Annotated in this window: 15 protein-coding genes; 2 read left to right on the forward strand and 13 right to left on the reverse strand. The window is 47.1% G+C overall.

Features of this window, described 5'->3' with window-relative positions; translation table 11 throughout:
- Nucleotides 1-6 precede the first annotated feature (6 nt).
- The 9 genes from aroC to G7Y37_RS07185 form a co-directional block, all read right to left on the reverse strand.
- Nucleotides 7-1,176, reverse strand: a complete 1,170-nt coding sequence (gene aroC, locus G7Y37_RS07145) for a chorismate synthase (protein WP_165062784.1) — start codon at nucleotides 1,174-1,176, stop codon at nucleotides 7-9.
- A gap of 54 nt (nucleotides 1,177-1,230) precedes the next feature.
- Complete coding sequence (locus G7Y37_RS07150; RefSeq protein ID WP_241156058.1) at nucleotides 1,231-2,154, reverse strand: shikimate dehydrogenase; 924 nt, start codon at nucleotides 2,152-2,154, stop codon at nucleotides 1,231-1,233.
- A 26-nt stretch (nucleotides 2,155-2,180) separates the two neighbouring features.
- Complete coding sequence (mltG, locus tag G7Y37_RS07155; RefSeq protein WP_165062785.1) at nucleotides 2,181-3,299, reverse strand: endolytic transglycosylase MltG; 1,119 nt, start codon at nucleotides 3,297-3,299, stop codon at nucleotides 2,181-2,183.
- 3 nt (nucleotides 3,300-3,302) lie between these two features.
- Nucleotides 3,303-3,728 (reverse strand): Holliday junction resolvase RuvX, encoded by a 426-nt coding sequence (gene ruvX, locus G7Y37_RS07160; RefSeq protein WP_165062786.1) that lies wholly within the window; start codon nucleotides 3,726-3,728, stop codon nucleotides 3,303-3,305.
- Between the two features lie 85 nt (nucleotides 3,729-3,813).
- Nucleotides 3,814-6,450: an alanine--tRNA ligase gene (alaS, locus tag G7Y37_RS07165; RefSeq protein ID WP_165062787.1), complete on the reverse strand. Its 2,637-nt coding sequence runs from the start codon at nucleotides 6,448-6,450 to the stop codon at nucleotides 3,814-3,816.
- Nucleotides 6,451-6,546: 96 nt separating this feature from the next.
- Nucleotides 6,547-7,902 carry an AI-2E family transporter gene (locus G7Y37_RS07170; protein ID WP_165062788.1) on the reverse strand — a complete coding sequence of 452 codons (1,356 nt, stop codon included), beginning with the start codon at nucleotides 7,900-7,902 and terminating at the stop codon, nucleotides 6,547-6,549.
- The gene (locus G7Y37_RS07175; RefSeq protein ID WP_165062789.1) at nucleotides 7,889-8,476 is read right to left on the reverse strand and encodes a DUF948 domain-containing protein; all 588 of its coding nucleotides are present in this window, start codon (nucleotides 8,474-8,476) and stop codon (nucleotides 7,889-7,891) included. The genes G7Y37_RS07170 and G7Y37_RS07175 overlap by 14 nt, the downstream gene beginning before the upstream one ends.
- A gap of 124 nt (nucleotides 8,477-8,600) precedes the next feature.
- Nucleotides 8,601-9,929: a replication-associated recombination protein A gene (locus G7Y37_RS07180; protein WP_165062790.1), complete on the reverse strand. Its 1,329-nt coding sequence runs from the start codon at nucleotides 9,927-9,929 to the stop codon at nucleotides 8,601-8,603.
- A 247-nt stretch (nucleotides 9,930-10,176) separates the two neighbouring features.
- On the reverse strand, nucleotides 10,177-10,983 hold the full coding sequence (locus tag G7Y37_RS07185) for a UTP--glucose-1-phosphate uridylyltransferase (protein WP_165062791.1): 807 nt from the start codon (nucleotides 10,981-10,983) through the stop codon (nucleotides 10,177-10,179).
- A gap of 207 nt (nucleotides 10,984-11,190) precedes the next feature.
- Between G7Y37_RS07185 and G7Y37_RS07190 the strand changes: the two genes are divergently transcribed.
- Complete coding sequence (locus tag G7Y37_RS07190) at nucleotides 11,191-11,754, forward strand: hypothetical protein (RefSeq protein ID WP_165062792.1); 564 nt, start codon at nucleotides 11,191-11,193, stop codon at nucleotides 11,752-11,754.
- 100 nt (nucleotides 11,755-11,854) lie between these two features.
- On the opposite strand, the gene ribE is transcribed toward G7Y37_RS07190, so the two are convergent.
- Genes ribE through G7Y37_RS07210 form a run of 4 tightly spaced genes read right to left on the reverse strand, consistent with a single transcriptional unit; the run spans nucleotide 11,855 to nucleotide 15,055 of the window.
- The gene (ribE, locus tag G7Y37_RS07195; protein ID WP_165062793.1) at nucleotides 11,855-12,319 is read right to left on the reverse strand and encodes a 6,7-dimethyl-8-ribityllumazine synthase; all 465 of its coding nucleotides are present in this window, start codon (nucleotides 12,317-12,319) and stop codon (nucleotides 11,855-11,857) included.
- Nucleotides 12,320-12,334: 15 nt separating this feature from the next.
- A complete protein-coding gene (locus G7Y37_RS07200; RefSeq protein WP_165062794.1) occupies nucleotides 12,335-12,997 on the reverse strand; it encodes a riboflavin synthase in 663 nt (220 codons plus the stop codon).
- An 8-nt stretch (nucleotides 12,998-13,005) separates the two neighbouring features.
- Complete coding sequence (ribD, locus tag G7Y37_RS07205; protein WP_165062795.1) at nucleotides 13,006-14,133, reverse strand: bifunctional diaminohydroxyphosphoribosylaminopyrimidine deaminase/5-amino-6-(5-phosphoribosylamino)uracil reductase RibD; 1,128 nt, start codon at nucleotides 14,131-14,133, stop codon at nucleotides 13,006-13,008.
- Nucleotides 14,134-14,170: 37 nt separating this feature from the next.
- On the reverse strand, nucleotides 14,171-15,055 hold the full coding sequence (locus tag G7Y37_RS07210) for a DUF362 domain-containing protein (protein ID WP_165062796.1): 885 nt from the start codon (nucleotides 15,053-15,055) through the stop codon (nucleotides 14,171-14,173).
- A gap of 114 nt (nucleotides 15,056-15,169) precedes the next feature.
- Between G7Y37_RS07210 and G7Y37_RS07215 the strand changes: the two genes are divergently transcribed.
- Nucleotides 15,170-16,237: an ABC transporter substrate-binding protein gene (locus G7Y37_RS07215; RefSeq protein ID WP_165062797.1), complete on the forward strand. Its 1,068-nt coding sequence runs from the start codon at nucleotides 15,170-15,172 to the stop codon at nucleotides 16,235-16,237.
- Nucleotides 16,238-16,253: the final 16 nt, after the last annotated feature.

Raw genomic sequence — 16,253 nt, forward strand, 5'->3', positions numbered from 1 at the left:
AGACAATTAGCGCCCCATTGTCTTCAAACGACTCTTGTAGCTGGCTATATTAGACTTTATGTCCGCCATGCACGTGCTTCCAAATGCCTGCATATATGCATCAGCCAAAACAAATGCTGTTTCTGCCTCCGCAACTACAGCAGCAGCGGGCACAGCGCACACATCGCTTCTCTCGCGCGATGCCATATCAACTTCAAGAGTATCCAAGTTCACAGTCTGAAGCGGATTCATTAGTGTAGGTATAGGTTTCATAGCTGCCGAGATTACCAAAGGTTGCCCGGTGGTCATGCCGCCTTCCAACCCACCTGCATTATTGCTTGTGCGCGTAAAATCGCTCCCGTCAAGCAATATGCCGTCGTGCACTTTCGACCCGGGCAATTCGGCAGCGCGAAAGCCAAGACCAAATTCCACCCCTTTTATTGCAGGAATAGAAAATATAGCCGCGCCCAACTTCGATGTAAGCCGCTCGGATGCAGACGCATAAGTTCCAAGCCCCGGAATTAAGCCTGTAGCCACAACGCGAAAGACTCCGCCCAAGCTCTCGCCTGCGGATTTAGCAGCATCTATGGTAGATTTCATGGCTTCTGTCGTAGCCGGATCGGGGCAACGTGTAGCAGATAATTCTATTTCCATTTGCATTTGCGATAAGTCAAGCGACTTTTCTACAGATTCAGGCAGACGCGCATCTCCAATAGAAACCACGTAGCTGTAAACCTCAACCCCCAGTTCAGCCAAAAATTCGCGTGCTATACCAGCAGCAGCCACACGCGCAGCAGTTTCCCTAGCACTAGAGCGCTCAAGAATATCTCTGCAATCGTCAGAATTGGTACGAAGAACACCTACTAAATCGGCATGACCCGGTCTGGGAGTAACTTCGCGCTTTAAATCGGCTGGCGCAGATCCAAAATGAGCCATGCGCGCATTCCAATTATCCCAGTCGCGATTCTGTACAGTAATGCTGATGGGTGCCCCAGTAGTACAGCCGAAACGCACACCAGCGGTTACTATGGCTTTATCTTGTTCAATCTGCTGACGAGCGCCTCTACCATAGCCAGATTGGCGGCGGCGCAAATCGTAATTGATATTCTTTATATCTATGGGTATGCCCGCCGGCACGCCGCTAACAATGGCGGTAAGTTCCGGTCCATGGCTTTCCCCAGCTGTAACGTAATGCATTTATGCCCGCTTTCGAAAACCGTTAGAAGATATAAATAGTATTCTACACTGAACTTAAAGATCGAAATTAGCAGCTTTAGCCATTATGTCGAATAGCTCATTGTTAGAGAACGGAATTTGCACTTCCTCTATGTCGCATACTATACCAACGGTTGCCACAGCTTGCGACACCAGCATTCCCTGACCGTTTAGAGCTTTTGCTCCTGCATCTTTGGCAGCACGCAGCAACTCACTTACACCATGACCATATACAGTATCAAATATCAACTGGCGCTTATTTATCAAAGATGTATCTATTGGAGACGGATCGTCGGGCTTCATACCTAGCGGAGTAGCATCTATTATTATGTCAGCATCTGCAATAGCTTGTTTGGAAGTGCTGTACGAACCAAACATAAATTCGGTATTCTTGTATGCATCGGAAAACGACACACGGCGTGCACCGGCGCCCGGCAGGGTTATAGCTGTAGACAGCAAATTGCGATATTCGTCTAAATAACGATTCACTGTATCTTGTGCTTTGTCTTTGCTGCGACTAAGCATTATTACTTTTGCACAACCAGCCTGTGCGCATTCATGCATAATGCTAAGCGCCGTTGGACCGGTACCACAAATAACAACACTAGCCCCCAAAAAAGCAGCTCCCGCACGCTCTAAATACGAAACACAACCCTGACCGTCAACATTGTAGGCTAATAGGTTTTTATCTTTGCAGACAACTAAGTTCGCCCCCTGCGCCAACTTCGCTGTAGCTGCCGAGATATCTGCAAAACGAAAAGCCAAAGGTTTCCAAGGTGTAGTTATGTTCAGCGATAAAAATTCACGTGAATTCACAAAAGCGCTGGCATCTTCGCTGTTAGGAATATCCATGAAGCCATATTCCCAATTAAGCCCCATCTTTTGATAAAGCGCGTTATACATAGCCGGCGATTTCGAATGCGCCACCGGATGACCTAGTATGTATAAGTTATTATTCAATTAATGCAAACCTTCTAAGATGCTAATCAGCTGTACGTTTTTTGATGGTCTTCATAACTAACGCTGAAAGTGTAACCATTTTCGTCAGAGTAGAAATACATATAGTCGGTTTGCTCAGGATTGCATATAGCCTGCAGCGCCTCTAAAGACGGATTACAAATAGGCGTAGGTGGCAACCCGGGATTAGAATAGGTGCTATACGGCGTATCTGCATGCACTTCTTCGCCCGACGGATCGTGACCGACCTCATAGGCTGTAGTTGCATCAGATTCTAGATACGGACGCTCTGACGCTAGGCGGTTATAGAAAACCGATGCCACAGTAGCACGATTATCTGGAGCAGATTCCTTTTCAACAATTGATGCCAATATAAGCGCTTCGTAGTGATTTAATCCCTGAGATTCTGGATAAGTCCAATCGATTGCCGCTGTGTCGGTTTCATATTGGCGCAGCATAGTGCGTACAAGCGATTCGGCATCATCGGTAGCTGTTATCGTGTAGGTCTTCGGGAACAAGAAGCCTTCCAAATTATTATCGCCAGCATCGGCTAAAAATGGGAATTCTTCGACATACCAACTGGCAACACGAGAAGCCTCCAAGAACGACTCGTATGTTATACGACCACCCGTAGCCTCCTGTACTGCCTGAGCTATAGCTTGGCGAGTATAGCCCTCGGGAACCGTAAGAGTGTCCCCCGTGGCAGTTGGTCCCACCACTAAAGCCTCAATTATGTCTTCCATAGAAGTTTTTCCATTAAAAACATAATCGCCGGGAATTAGAGATGCCGCAGCGTCTTGCTCTTTAAGCAGGTTTAAGAAAGCCCCAGCATCACCTATTAGTCCAGCGTCAACTAAAGAGTCAGCTACTTCTGTAGCCGACTGACCCGGTTCAACTGTAATAATAGCTTGCTGATCGGCAGGCAGAGAGCCTTCGGGCTTTGGCTGACAACCAAATATTACCAGCGCCACCGCTAGTGCCACCACCACAAGAATAATTACCAAAAATACGTATGGCAGTTTTGACTTTTTGGGCTGTATAGCACTGGTATCGTATGTTTTAAACTCTTGCCGTGCACGTGCATGGGCACTACGAGCAGCACGACTATTTGTTGACGAAATAGGTACTTGCTTCTGGCGGAGGGGCATATGCTACCTTTCTTGCTGCGTTTTATGCGAATCCAGCCAAGACTGCAAAAACAGACTAGCTGCTATCATGTCGATTTTACCGCGCATTGCGGCTTCATCATACCCTAAATCCCGCAAACTTCGTTTTGCTTCGACAGAGCTTAGTCTCTCATCGGTAAATTCCAGCGGCAATGCGCAATTCTTAGCTATTTGTTCGGCAGCATCACATACGCGCTTTGCCTGCACTCCACGCTGACCCGATAGCGTAAGAGGAAGACCGCACACCAACAACTCAGGTTCCCAGTCTTCCAGAATGCGTCGCCAAGCCTTTCCATTTGTTATTACTTCCTGATAAGGGACAACGCAAACGGGAGAAGCTACATTTTCGGCAGGATCGCTAATAGCAACTCCGATACGCTTTTCGCCTATGTCAAGTGCCATTATTCTCATATGAAATAATATAGCAGACTATTGCAAGGCGCTAACACTAGATAGGCGCAACAAGCCAAATCTGGTGTTAGCGCTCTTACACTGGCTACAAAATCATATCGCGCGCAATATTGAGCGCGTCCTCTATGCCAGCAGGATTCTTTCCTCCAGCTTGCGCCATAGAAGGCTTACCTCCGCCACCGCCACCTATGGCTGGCGCAATGGCCTTTATTATCTGGGAAGCGTCGAAGCCCCGAGCAACCGCCTCATCGGTGCCAGCTGCCATCAAGATAACCTTGCCCTCATTTTCGCCCGCAATAACAATAGCGCCGGGTTCGTCCATACGTGCACGCATAACATCCCAAAGTTGACGCTGACCACCAGCCTCAATTGCCGGAGCCTTCGCAATAATAACAGGGTATCCCGCACTAGATAGCTTAATCGTTGCAAGCAGTTCGGTAATGCCATCGTCAGATACAGCCTCTTTACCGCGCTTGGCAGCTTGTTGTAATTCTTTGAAGCTCTTTAGGTTGGATGCGGTACGTTCGCTAACATCAAACATTGGCACTTTCAATTCGGCTGCTGCTTCACGCAATTCCGCTTCTATCTTGTTAACGTACTCTAGTGCGCCGTAACTGGTAACAGCTTCTATACGCCGCGTATTCGCACCCACGCTAGTCTCGCCAGTAACTTTTATAAAGCCTATTTCGGCAGTGTTTCCAACATGGCAACCACCGCATAGCTCACGCGAAAAATCTCCCGCTTCCACAACACGGACATCGGAATCGTACTTTTCGCCAAAAAGCGCCGTTACACCATTCGCGCGCGCCTCATCTAGCGTTGTTTCGTAAATATTGGTAGGCACAGCCTCCATAACAGCCATATTGGCTACATGTTCCACTTCAGCCACTTGCTTTGCACTAAGCGCTTCAAAATGCGTAAAATCGAAACGCAGCCGGTCTGGTCCAACATAGCTTCCAGCCTGCCGCACATGCTCTCCCAAAACCTTGCGCAGAGCTGAATGAAGAATATGAGTAGCTGTGTGGTTACGTTCAATAGATGCGCGACGCTTTGCATCAACTGTTGCCTCTACCGCATCTCCTACAGAAATGCTGCCACTTTCAACTTTAACGCTGTGCCTGACCAAACCCTTTTCTGGCGCAGTTGTATCGAGCACACGCGCACACATATTAGTGCCTTGAATATAGCCGGTGTCGCCCACTTCGCCGCCCATTTCCGCATAGAAAGGCGTACTGTCTAAAATAACGTCGCCGCTGGTGCCCTCAGAAATAGTGTTAACTAACTGCCCATCGGACACAAGCGCTACAACTTTGGCATCGAAGCAAATATTGTTGTAGCCAACAAAATTCGTAGGTCCTAGCTCCTTTAAGATATCGGCATAAATTCCGCCATATGTAGACCAAGCAGCCTCAGCATCTTTTGCACCAGCGCTTCTAGCCCTCTCGCGCTGAGCTGCCATCTCGGCATCGAAGGCATCCATATCAATATCTATTCCGCGCTCAGCGGCTATTTCGCTAGTTATTTCTACAGGGAAACCATAGGTGTCGTGCAACACAAAGACAGTCTTGCCGGAAAGTGTATTTCCTTCCAAATTAGACAACGCATCCTCTAAATAAGCTTGTCCGTGGTTTAAGGTAGCACCAAAGCGCTCTTCTTCTGCAAGGATAAGTTTGCGTTCAAGTTCCCTATTTTCCACTATTTCGGGGTAAACGTCTCCCATGAGACGCACAATTTCATCGACATAATCGTTGAGGAACGGTCCTTCTATGCCTATCAAATGAGCCTTCATGATGGCACGGCGCAGCAGGCGGCGAAGCACATAGCCCCTACCTTCGTTACTGGGAAGTATGCCATCGGCAATCATAAATGTAACCGCGCGGCTGTGGTCCGCCATTATTCGCAGCGCCAAATCGGTAGCTTGATCTTCGCCGTACTTAACGCCTGCAAGACGCTCACCCACAGCAACCAAGCTGCGCAACACATCTGTCTCATAGTTGCTTTGAACACCTTGCATTATGGCAGCAATGCGCTCTAGCCCCATGCCGGTATCAATGTTTTTCTTCGGCAGCTCAACAAACGAGCCGTCTTCTTGACCGTCGAATTGAGTAAACACGCAATTCCAATATTCCAAGAAACGATCGCAGTCGCATCCGGGGGCGCAATCTGGCTTTCCGCAGCCAAAACTTGGACCTTGGTCAAAGTAAAGTTCAGAACACGGTCCACAAGGCCCTGTTGGACCAGCACGCCAAAAATTGTCATCTTCGCCGAGACGAGAAATATGGCTGTCGGGCACTCCTAAATTCTTCCAAATCTGAATAGTTTCATCGTCATCTTCAAACACAGTAAAGTAGAGCTTCTCTATTGGCAGACCCAAGACATTCACGCTGAAGTCTAGTGCCATTGAGCACATTTCCTGTTTGAAATACTTACCAAAGCTGAAGTTTCCAAGCATTTCAAAGAAGCTAAGATGGCGACCTGTAGTGCCAATAATGTCAATGTCGTTCGTGCGAACGCATTTTTGCACAGTAGTGGTTCCCACATACGGCTCTTCCAGCTGCTTTTGCTGTAGAAAGTATGGCTTGAACTGAACCATACCGGCGCTGGTAAGCAACAATGACGGATCGTCTGGTATCAAGGAAGAAGAGGGCATGCGTTTGTTGCCTTTTTCTTCAAAATAATTCAGATACGCTTCACGTATCTGGGCAGTTGTCATATATTTCATCGGCTATCTTTCATCGCGGAAGTATGTACGAAAGCATTATATTACCAGTGTATGAATATATGACAACACACCAAATACCACTTCGGTAACGGCTAGCTATTTCTGTTTATCTTTTTTCTTTATAAGTCCTTTAAGCTTCGCCTTGAAGCTATCTTTGCTTTCGTCGTAGGGACGCGCAGATGTGGCATCGCTTAGAGGATGGGCTTCACCATCTACTTCATGCGGGGTTCCCCTAAAAAATACACCATCTGCCGAAACCGCTTGACGACCAGTATGTTTCTCAAAATAGTAAACAAAGCAAGCTTTTATTACGGCAACGGCGGGAATAGCCAAAAGCATTCCCACAAGCGATCCAAGAAGCCCGCTCATGGCACCACCAATAGCAGATCCAAACATCATTGCAACAAGCGTAAGAGCGGGATGCACATCTACTGAGCTAGACATTATTCTGGGACTAACGAACGTGTAGACAAACCACTGAATAATAACCAAACCCACTATTGCAACAACGGCGGTTAGCGGACTTACAAATATGGCTGGAATAGCAGCGATAATTCCGCCGATCCACGGACCTACAATAGGAACGATATTAGTTATGCCAGTAATAACACCCAAAGCCGGCGCATTAGGAATGCCCAACGCCGCAAACAAAAATCCGCAAGCAACGCCAATAAGCAAGCATTGCAAAAACATTCCTTTTATATAGCCACCAATTATGCGCGTAAATGTAATGTGTAGAAATTCTGCATCGTCGTAGAACTTCGGGCTTATAAGCCTTTTAGCTTCTCTTTTAATATCTGGCAATTCCATAAGAATCCAGAATGCAACTACCATGGCAAAACCTATAGCCATAAATGCGTTTGCAACTGAAGCACCTATATCAACTACAGTATTAGCGGCTCCAGATGCCATAGAAGATGCCCAGCTAGAAACCGATGTCCCTACACTCTCTACCATATTTCTAACAGTATCGTTTTCCAGCCATGTCGAATACTTCGAATATGTTTCGCTTAGCCAACGCGTCAAGTCTGCTATATATACAGGAACACTTTCTAGTAAATTCACAAATTGACTGTTCAAACCGAACATCGGCGAGAACATAAGAATTCCAACTATTGCAAGAAGGACGAACATAACTACATACGCAAGCGTGGTGGCAAGCGCTCTATTCATTTTTTGCCCGAATCCATTAACTAGACCTCTAAGACAGAAAATGAACACCAAAGTCCAAATAAGCATACTGACGGGCAGCGCCAATACATTTAGAAGGTAAACGATAACTCCGACTAAAATTATGGCACCTATAGCCGTCCATACGCCCATAAACCATTTACGCACTCTGTCACCCGAAAAATTAGGAAGCGACTGCAGCTTCTTTGATTGAAGCTCAGTCGCTTTCAATTCTTCTATATGTCCAATATGCCCAGATGCGCCGTCGTTATTCTGATTCATCTAATGCCCCATCCGCAGATACATCTGCAACCGAAATATCCTCGGCTTTTTCTTCAGAATCAATTGGAACATAACCGCTGACTACTGGCTTTTCTGTAGTAACTTCTTTGGAATCAGCAGATGCATCGGTATTCGCAGAAGTTGTATTGCAAGAATCGGCTTTAGCCTCCCCTATTTCTTTAGATATATCTGATGCGCGCTTTGGAGCGAATTTATCGCGAACCTTGTTCGTAAATGAACTAACAAGATCGAGTGGAGCACTGGTTACATTGTCTACCGCGGTGACAGTTTTCGATGCGGTGCCAGTTATGCTGCTAACATCTTGGAGAATTTCATCTACACGCATAATCTCCAAATTTGCAGCATCGACCGTAAGAGAAACGCGCTCTACAAGAGGTTTCGCATCACTTGTTAGTTGCTCAACATTCGCCAGCGTTGGCTCGATTTGTTTTTGCATATCTTCTACAGTGCTGCGAGTCTTTCTAATGGTCAGCGCCAGTTCCACAACAAACCAAATAAGCGCCACACCTACAACGATATAAACTATCGGTAGTATCATATTCAATATATCCATTGCGCAGCCCTCCTTCACACATCAAACGCGCTTACTACATTATTACATTCTATGCCTGCGCAGCTGGTTTTTATATCATATTCGACAGCAAGTTAAAATGTTGTAAAGAATATGACGAAAAATGTTAATCTTCGGTAATATCGCGATCTCTCAGTGTGGCTTCTGTGCGATACGCCTCCCAGCCGCGATCTCCCGGATGCCAAAAAGCGCCTCGCTGTAGACCATCGGGCAAATATTGCTGATCAACCCAGCCACCGGGATAATTGTGCGGATATTTATACTTCCCGTAGTTTTCAGAACCCGGACGATGCCTGTCGCGCAGATAATCAGGCACTTTACGCAGCGGACCCTTGCGCACTTCGCTCAAAGCATCAAAAATGCCGCACGCTGCATTCGACTTCGGCGCAAGAGCCATATATGTAGCAGCCTGCGCCAGTATTAACTGACATTCTGGATACCCTATAACCTCGGCAGAACGAAATGCAGCCTCGGCTATAAGCAACGCCTGAGGATCGGCGTTACCTATGTCTTCCGCAGCTAAAATAAATATGCGGCGCGCTATAAATTTAGGGTCTTCCCCGCCTTCTATCATGCGAGCCAACCAATACAGGGCAGCATCAGGATCGCTGCCGCGCATAGACTTTATAAATGCAGATATTATGTCGTAGTGTTGATCTTTATTTTTATCGTAGGGAAGCCCACGATGCGGTGTTGCGCTGCGAACCATTTGCTCGGTTATAAGGGCAGGTGTAGCCTTATTTTTGTTTGCGCTTAAAGCTAGCTGCGAGGCTAATTCTAGCGTGTTAAGCGCAGTCCGCCCATCGCCTGCAGCAAGAAGCGTTATGGCATCTTTGGCAGCATCGTCTATTGCAAACGCACTATTAAGTCCACGCTCATCAGTAAGCGCTAAATCTATAAGACTGCATATATCAGCATCGGAAAGCGAGTGCAATTCCACCACCCTGCTTCTAGAAAGAAGTGCGGAATTCACTTCGAAGTAAGGGTTTTCAGTAGTAGCGCCAACCAATACAACAGTACGGTCTTCTACAGCATGCAGCAAAGCGTCTTGCTGGCTGCGATTGAAACGATGTACCTCATCGACAAAAAGTATTGTGCGCATGCCCCTAGAGCTTAAACGCTTTTGAGCTGCGGATATTTCACGCCGCAAGTCGCTAACTGTGCCACCCACAGCAGAAACTTCCACAAATGTAGCTTGGGTGCTATTAGCAATAACATGCGCAATGGAAGTTTTACCAGTACCCGCCGGTCCAAACAATACAACAGAGCTAAGCGAATCGTTTTCTATGGCGCTGCGCAGCCAGCTTCCCGCACCAACCGCATCTTGCTGACCGACAATATCTTCCAACGCACGCGGACGCATACGCACCGCAAGCGGGGCGACACTCATACGATTTGCATCTTCCATTTCTGTAAAAAGACTAGCTGTTTCCATATGCTAGATGTTATCATTTATACCAAATTCGTACAAATGTTTTATCCCTTCAATAGCGCTTTAAAACATAGCCAAAAAACGGAATCCACAATCTGTCCAGAAACCCATCATACGGAATTCAAATGAATTTCATATACTCATAGGCACGGTTACTTCAATTGCTTGGGCGCTTTACCCCTTGAAAGCGTGAGTTGAGGGTAACCGCATCATCCCCTCCTCAGGTGCCTCCATTTAGGGGGCACCACTTTTACTTCCGATTAAAAAGCACGTTGTTGGTATCAAGCCAAGACGAAACGGTGCCTGTATCAAAACCATCTTTCGGATCTATAACTAAAGCATACATTTCTTCTTCAGCCAAAAGCGCATCTAGCGCATCTGTAAGTTGAATTTCACCACCAACGCCGGGTTTTACATCAGATAGAAGCTCCATCACACGTGGAGTAAGCAAGTAGCGCCCGAATACAGCCAGATTAGAAGGCGCATCTTCAAGCGCCGGCTTCTCAACAAGCGCGTCTATTTTCCAAACCCCGTCTGATACTTCTGCACCTGCTATAACTCCGAAACGACTAACTTCTTCATCGGGAACAGGCATAACAGCTATAACACTAGCCCCACCATGAGCATCTGATACTTCCTGCATGGCGGGAAGCATGTTGTTGTTAGGCACTAGTACATCACCAAGAAGTACATAGAAAGGCTCACCCGCACAAGCATCAGCAGCGCACAATACGGCATGCCCAAGACCTAGCGCCTCGTCTTGATATACATAAGTTACGTTCAAATTGCCAACATATTCAACAACATCGGCGTATTCATTTTTGCCACGCTCGCGCAGAAGCGCCACCAATTCTGGATTGGGCGAGAAATGCTCTTCTATCGCACGCTTTTCGCGTGAATTCACGATAACTACTTCATCTGCCGCACTTGCTAGCCCTTCTTCGACCACATACTGAATGGCAGGTCTATCTGCCACAAGCAACATTTCTTTCGGAACAGCTTTAGTGGCTGGCAAAAATCGAGTTCCAAGACCCGCGGCAGGAATTATCGCTTTCATATATACGATTCCTTTCTAATAGAGCGAATGCAACAATAATACAGCAGACGATAAACGAAATTAGACAACTAACATCGATTTATCCGCGTAAATAACGCGCCGTTAATTTGTGTTTAGCGCAACATTGTAAATATCTACGTAAAAGTAGAATAAGCTGTATATGGGTTGTGTGGGAACAACACCCTCATAAATAAAGGAGATAGAGAAATGAAGAAAGTTCTAGCGCTTATCGCAGCAGGTATTTTGGCTGCAGGTGTGCTCTGCACGGTCGGATGTGCGGGGCAAAACAGCGAACAACTTATCCGGGATAGCCTGACAAAACAGCTAGATAAGTATAAAAATGCTGATGAGGCGGCAATGACCGAACTGGCAACAGTAGCCGAAAGTGAAGGTTTAGACGAAATGGGCATAGATTCCCAAGAGTTCGCAGCTGCTGTTTTAGATGGATTTGATTACAGCATTGATAAAATAGTTGTTAATGACAACAATGCCACAGCTTCTGTAAGCATAACTTCGAAAAGTTACACCGATTTTGAAAATCGTATGAATGACGTTATTTCAGGCATTACAAGTGACCCTGCATTTGCAGAAATGACTGAAGAAGAAGCCACTACAGCGCTTGGAGAAAAGGTAATGCAAGCATTTGATGAATGCGAAATAATTACCGAGAATGCCGATATTGAATACACTCTTAAAGATAATGTATGGGAGCCCGTAAAGGGCGATGCTTCTTTGGCTGGCTTAGACAGTATCGTATTTGCAAACGAATAAACAACCTATATTAAAATTTGGGGTACCGCTGAGATAAACCTAGATAGCGGGACTGGAAACAAAAGTTGCCAGTCCCGCTTGTTTTAGGTAGCGCAATAAATTATTCCATTGCACGCAAAAGATTGACCATCTCTATAGCGCCTTCCGCACATTCGCTACCCTTGTTGCCCGCTTTGCTGCCGGCGCGCTCTATGGCTTGCTCTATTGTGTCTGTAGTTAAAATGCCAAACATAACCGGCACATCCGATTCAAGAGAAACATGAGCTATGCCCTTGCTGACCTCGGCACATACATAATCGTAATGGCTGGTAGCACCACGTATAACCGCACCTAAGCAAATTACCGCATCGTAATTACCGCTGTGCGCCATACGTTTTGCGATAAGTGGAATTTCGAAAGCGCCCGGAACCCAAGCTATATCTATGTCGGATTCTGCCACATCGTGTCGCACAAGAGAATCCATCGCACCACTAAGTAGTTTTGCGGTTATGAACTCGTTGAATCGCGATGCCACAATACCTACGCGCACACCTTGACCTACGACTTTCCCTTCAAATACAGCCATGCTGCTTTCCTTTCGCTAAAAGCCCATCTCGGCTAAAAATTCCTTACTTATACCGTTGCTATGTTGCACCGAGCGATCCGCTTGACATTTGCTTGGCGCAATTAATTTTTCGACGTATTTGCCAATAATATCGCACTCTATATTAAGTTTGTCGTTTACGCGCTTAGATGACAGAGTGGTGTTTCCAAATGTGTGCGGAATAACAGAAACCTCAAACGACGAATCTGTGATTAATGCAACTGTTAGGCTTATTCCGTCCAGCGCAACGGAACCTTTTTCAACTACATATTTCAGAGTTTGCGCATTGGCGGCAACGCGAATGCGCACCGCATTGTCATCTTGCGTAATGGACTTAATTTGCCCGGTAGAATCAATATGCCCAGAAACTATATGACCGCCCAATCTGTCCGCCAGCCGCAATGCGCGTTCCAAATTAACCGCATCGGCGCATCGGAGGGTACCTAAAGTGGATCGCGCACAAGTCTCGGGCATAACATCGGCTACAAAACCCGAAGCATCTAAACTGCGTACAGTTAGGCACACGCCATTTACGGCAATACTATCGCCAATTTCTGTTCCGGAAAGCACACTTTGTGCCGCGATAGATATTGTGGCACCTCGCGCGCCAGTTTTTATGCTGCGCACAGACCCAACTTCTTCTATTATTCCCGTGAACATGCGCCCTCCTAGTTTTGGGTCTGCTGCCGATTCGATACCACATCGCCTTCTATGAGAATATCGCATCCAAGGCTGGAAACTGAAATGTTTTTCAATTCGGTAGCGTCGGCGGGCAGTATGCAACCTGTACCGCCTACAGGAGATGGCGCAAGAGAGCCGCCAAATATCTTTGGAGCAATGTATGCCTGTACCCTATCTACATAGCCACCATCGAACATGGCGCCCATTAAAGTTGAACCCCCTTCGACGATGACGCTATCAAGATTCATCTTGCCCAACTTGCACAAAAGATCGTCTAAGCAGATGTGGCCTTCTCGGTTTTGCGAAACATTTAAGATTGTGCAACCGAATTGCTTGTATTGTTCGTGCAAAAGCGCATCTTCATTGCATGTAGCTATGACAGTAGAAATACTATTGGCACTGCTAACAATATTGCTGTTTATTGGCGTGCGCAGGCGCGTGTCGCAAACAACTCTTGTCGGCTGGTGCGCATTGTTACCCGCACCGCGCGCATTCAGCATGGGATTATCGGCAAGAACTGTATTCACACCAACCATGACAGCAGCATATCTTGCGCGGTCAGTATGTACGCGCGCTCGTGCCTCAACTCCCGTAATCCACTTTGATTCGCCCGTTCGCGTGGCTATTTTGCCATCTAGCGTAGTGGCGAATTTAGCAATAACAAGAGGCTTTCCAGTGGTTACAAAATGAAAGAACGGCATGTTCAAAGCGTCACATTCGCTGCGCAGTACACCTTCGTCTACCTTTATGCCAGCGCTGCGCAATCTTGCAATGCCGCGCCCTGCAACAAGCGGATTTGGATCGGACGAGCCCACAACTACGCGCGATATGCCCGCTTCTATAAGCGCATCGCAACAAGGTGGTTGCTTGCCAGTATGGCAACATGGTTCCAAAGTGACATACGCCGTAGCGCCAAGCGTGTCCTCTCCTGCCCGCTTGCATGAAAGAAGCGCCTCACGTTCTGCATGAAGCGCTCCGAATTTTGTGTGCCACCCTTGACCTATTATGCGATTGTCTTTCACAATAACACAGCCAACCTGCGGATTAGGATTAACCCAACCGCGACCATGCGCTGCCAATTCAATGGCAAGCAGCATATATTTTTGGTCAGCCATCTAAATTTCCTAAGTTAGCGCACAGACCAGCAAGCGACTAATCGATTTCTATAAGGTCGTAATCTTTACTGCCGCATCCCAAACGCGCCGCATCGTCTATAATTTTGCGACCATTCTTGGAATCTATACGCTCAAGCAGATGATCGCGACCCGGATCGGTGGAATTCAGAACCGCATCAATGCATGCCTGATCTATTGCTACAGGATCTGTCGAGGCAAAAATGCCAATATCTGCCATACATGGGTCTTCCGCCTTAGCGCAACAATCGCAATCGACCGACAGGTTAACGGCTATGCTGACATATGCCAAATTGCCCGCAAAATGAGAAACTACCGTTTCGGCAGCCTCAGCCATACCTTCCAGAAAATCGTCCTGCTTGGCGTGCTTATCCCAGAATTCAGCCTGCAAAAGCGATGCGCCACCAGTATGAATATTCACCTTGCCAGCATTAGACGCACACCCGATAGACAGCTGTTTAAGCGCTCCGCCAAAACCACCCATAGGGTGCCCCTTAAAATGACTAAGCACCAACATAGATTCGTAATTCATTATGTGTTTGCCAACCAAGTTTTCCTTCAACACGCGCCCATTTTTTATGGGGAATACTACGTCGGGGCCTTCTGAATCCATAATGTCTACGTCAAAATATTTGCTCCAGCCATGCGCAGCCATAAGCTTTTCGTGCTTTTCGGTAGTGTCGCGCGCGCCGTCATATGCGGTGTTGCATTCCACTATGGTGCCGTCTACAGCCTGAACCATAGGGCGCATAAATTCTGGGTGTAAGTAATTCTGGTTGCCCTCTTCGCCGGAGTGCACTTTTACAGCAACTTTGCCGGGAAGCTGTACGCCCAGCGCATCATAGGCTCTAATTACCGATTCCGGAGAGATATCTTTGGTGAAATAGACTTTGGATTTCGCCATACTAGCGCTCCTTTCATATAAAATCTTATGCCTGAATGATACAACGTTTCGGCATGCGAAGTAATACAAGCGTATGCTGGTTTAGAACTACATAGCATACCTAAAGGAGCTTATATGATTTTGGGCAAGCTAAAAGGTGCAAGCGTAGCGCTTGTATGTCTTATATTAGCTGCAGTAACAGGCTTATGCGCGCTTACCGGATGTGCAAGTTCAGGCGCAGGCGGCACAAGTGCAGACAGCGGCGAAACCACGCGCACTGACGCAAATTCCCAAGTAGTTCGCGTGGGAACTATGCCAACTGAAGATATATTGCCACTTTGGGTAGCCGAGCAAGAGAATTTCACAGCAGAAAATGGCATGCGAGTAGAAGTGGTTACATTCGATTCCGCACAGGCTTTGTCTGCTGCCATTACATCAGGCGATGTAGACATGGCGATGACTGACATAATGCGCGCCGCCAAGTTAACTGAAAGCGGCATAGATACAACTCTTGAATGGGTAACGCTTGGAGAAACCGCCGATCAGGGGCGCTTTGGCGTGCTGGCAGCGGCAGACGCACCGTATAACAATTTGCAGGAACTTGCAGACTACGCAGCTTCGGAGGGATCTGGCTATTCACAAGGCGTAGGAGTTGGATCTAACACGGTTCCCGAATATGTATTCGATAAATTATGCGAAGAAGCTGGTGTAGGCAGTATTCCTGTACAAGAAGTAGCCAGCTTGCCCGACAGATATAGCCTAGTAGCTTCCGGACAGCTACTTGCAGCGGCACTTCCTGCTTCAATGCTGGCACTTGGAGAAGCAAGCGGAATGAAAGTAATAGCCGACGATACGCAGGGTGAAAATATATCGCAATCGGTTATGGTGGCGCGAGCAAAATGGAGTGAAGCTAGCGCTCAGGGAGTGCTAGATGTAGCACAGATATGGGATGCAGGAGTAAGCGCCTTGGCAGCTAACCCTAACCAATACCGAGCGCTGCTAGTGGAAAAAGCAAACTTGAATTCCGCCATAGCCGACACATATCCTATAAGTTCATACCCGATGGCGCTACACAATGGCGAACTTGTACATCCTAGCGCCGACATGGTGCAACCCGTGTTGGAGTGGATGGTTGCAAAAGGATACGGCGGTAAGGTGACATACGACAATGCTAGCGGCGTACTAGAAGTAAAAGCAGCGTAAAGCCAGACGGACACAG

The organism is Adlercreutzia sp. ZJ154 (assembly GCF_011039055.1).
GTDB lineage: Bacteria > Actinomycetota > Coriobacteriia > Coriobacteriales > Eggerthellaceae > Adlercreutzia_A.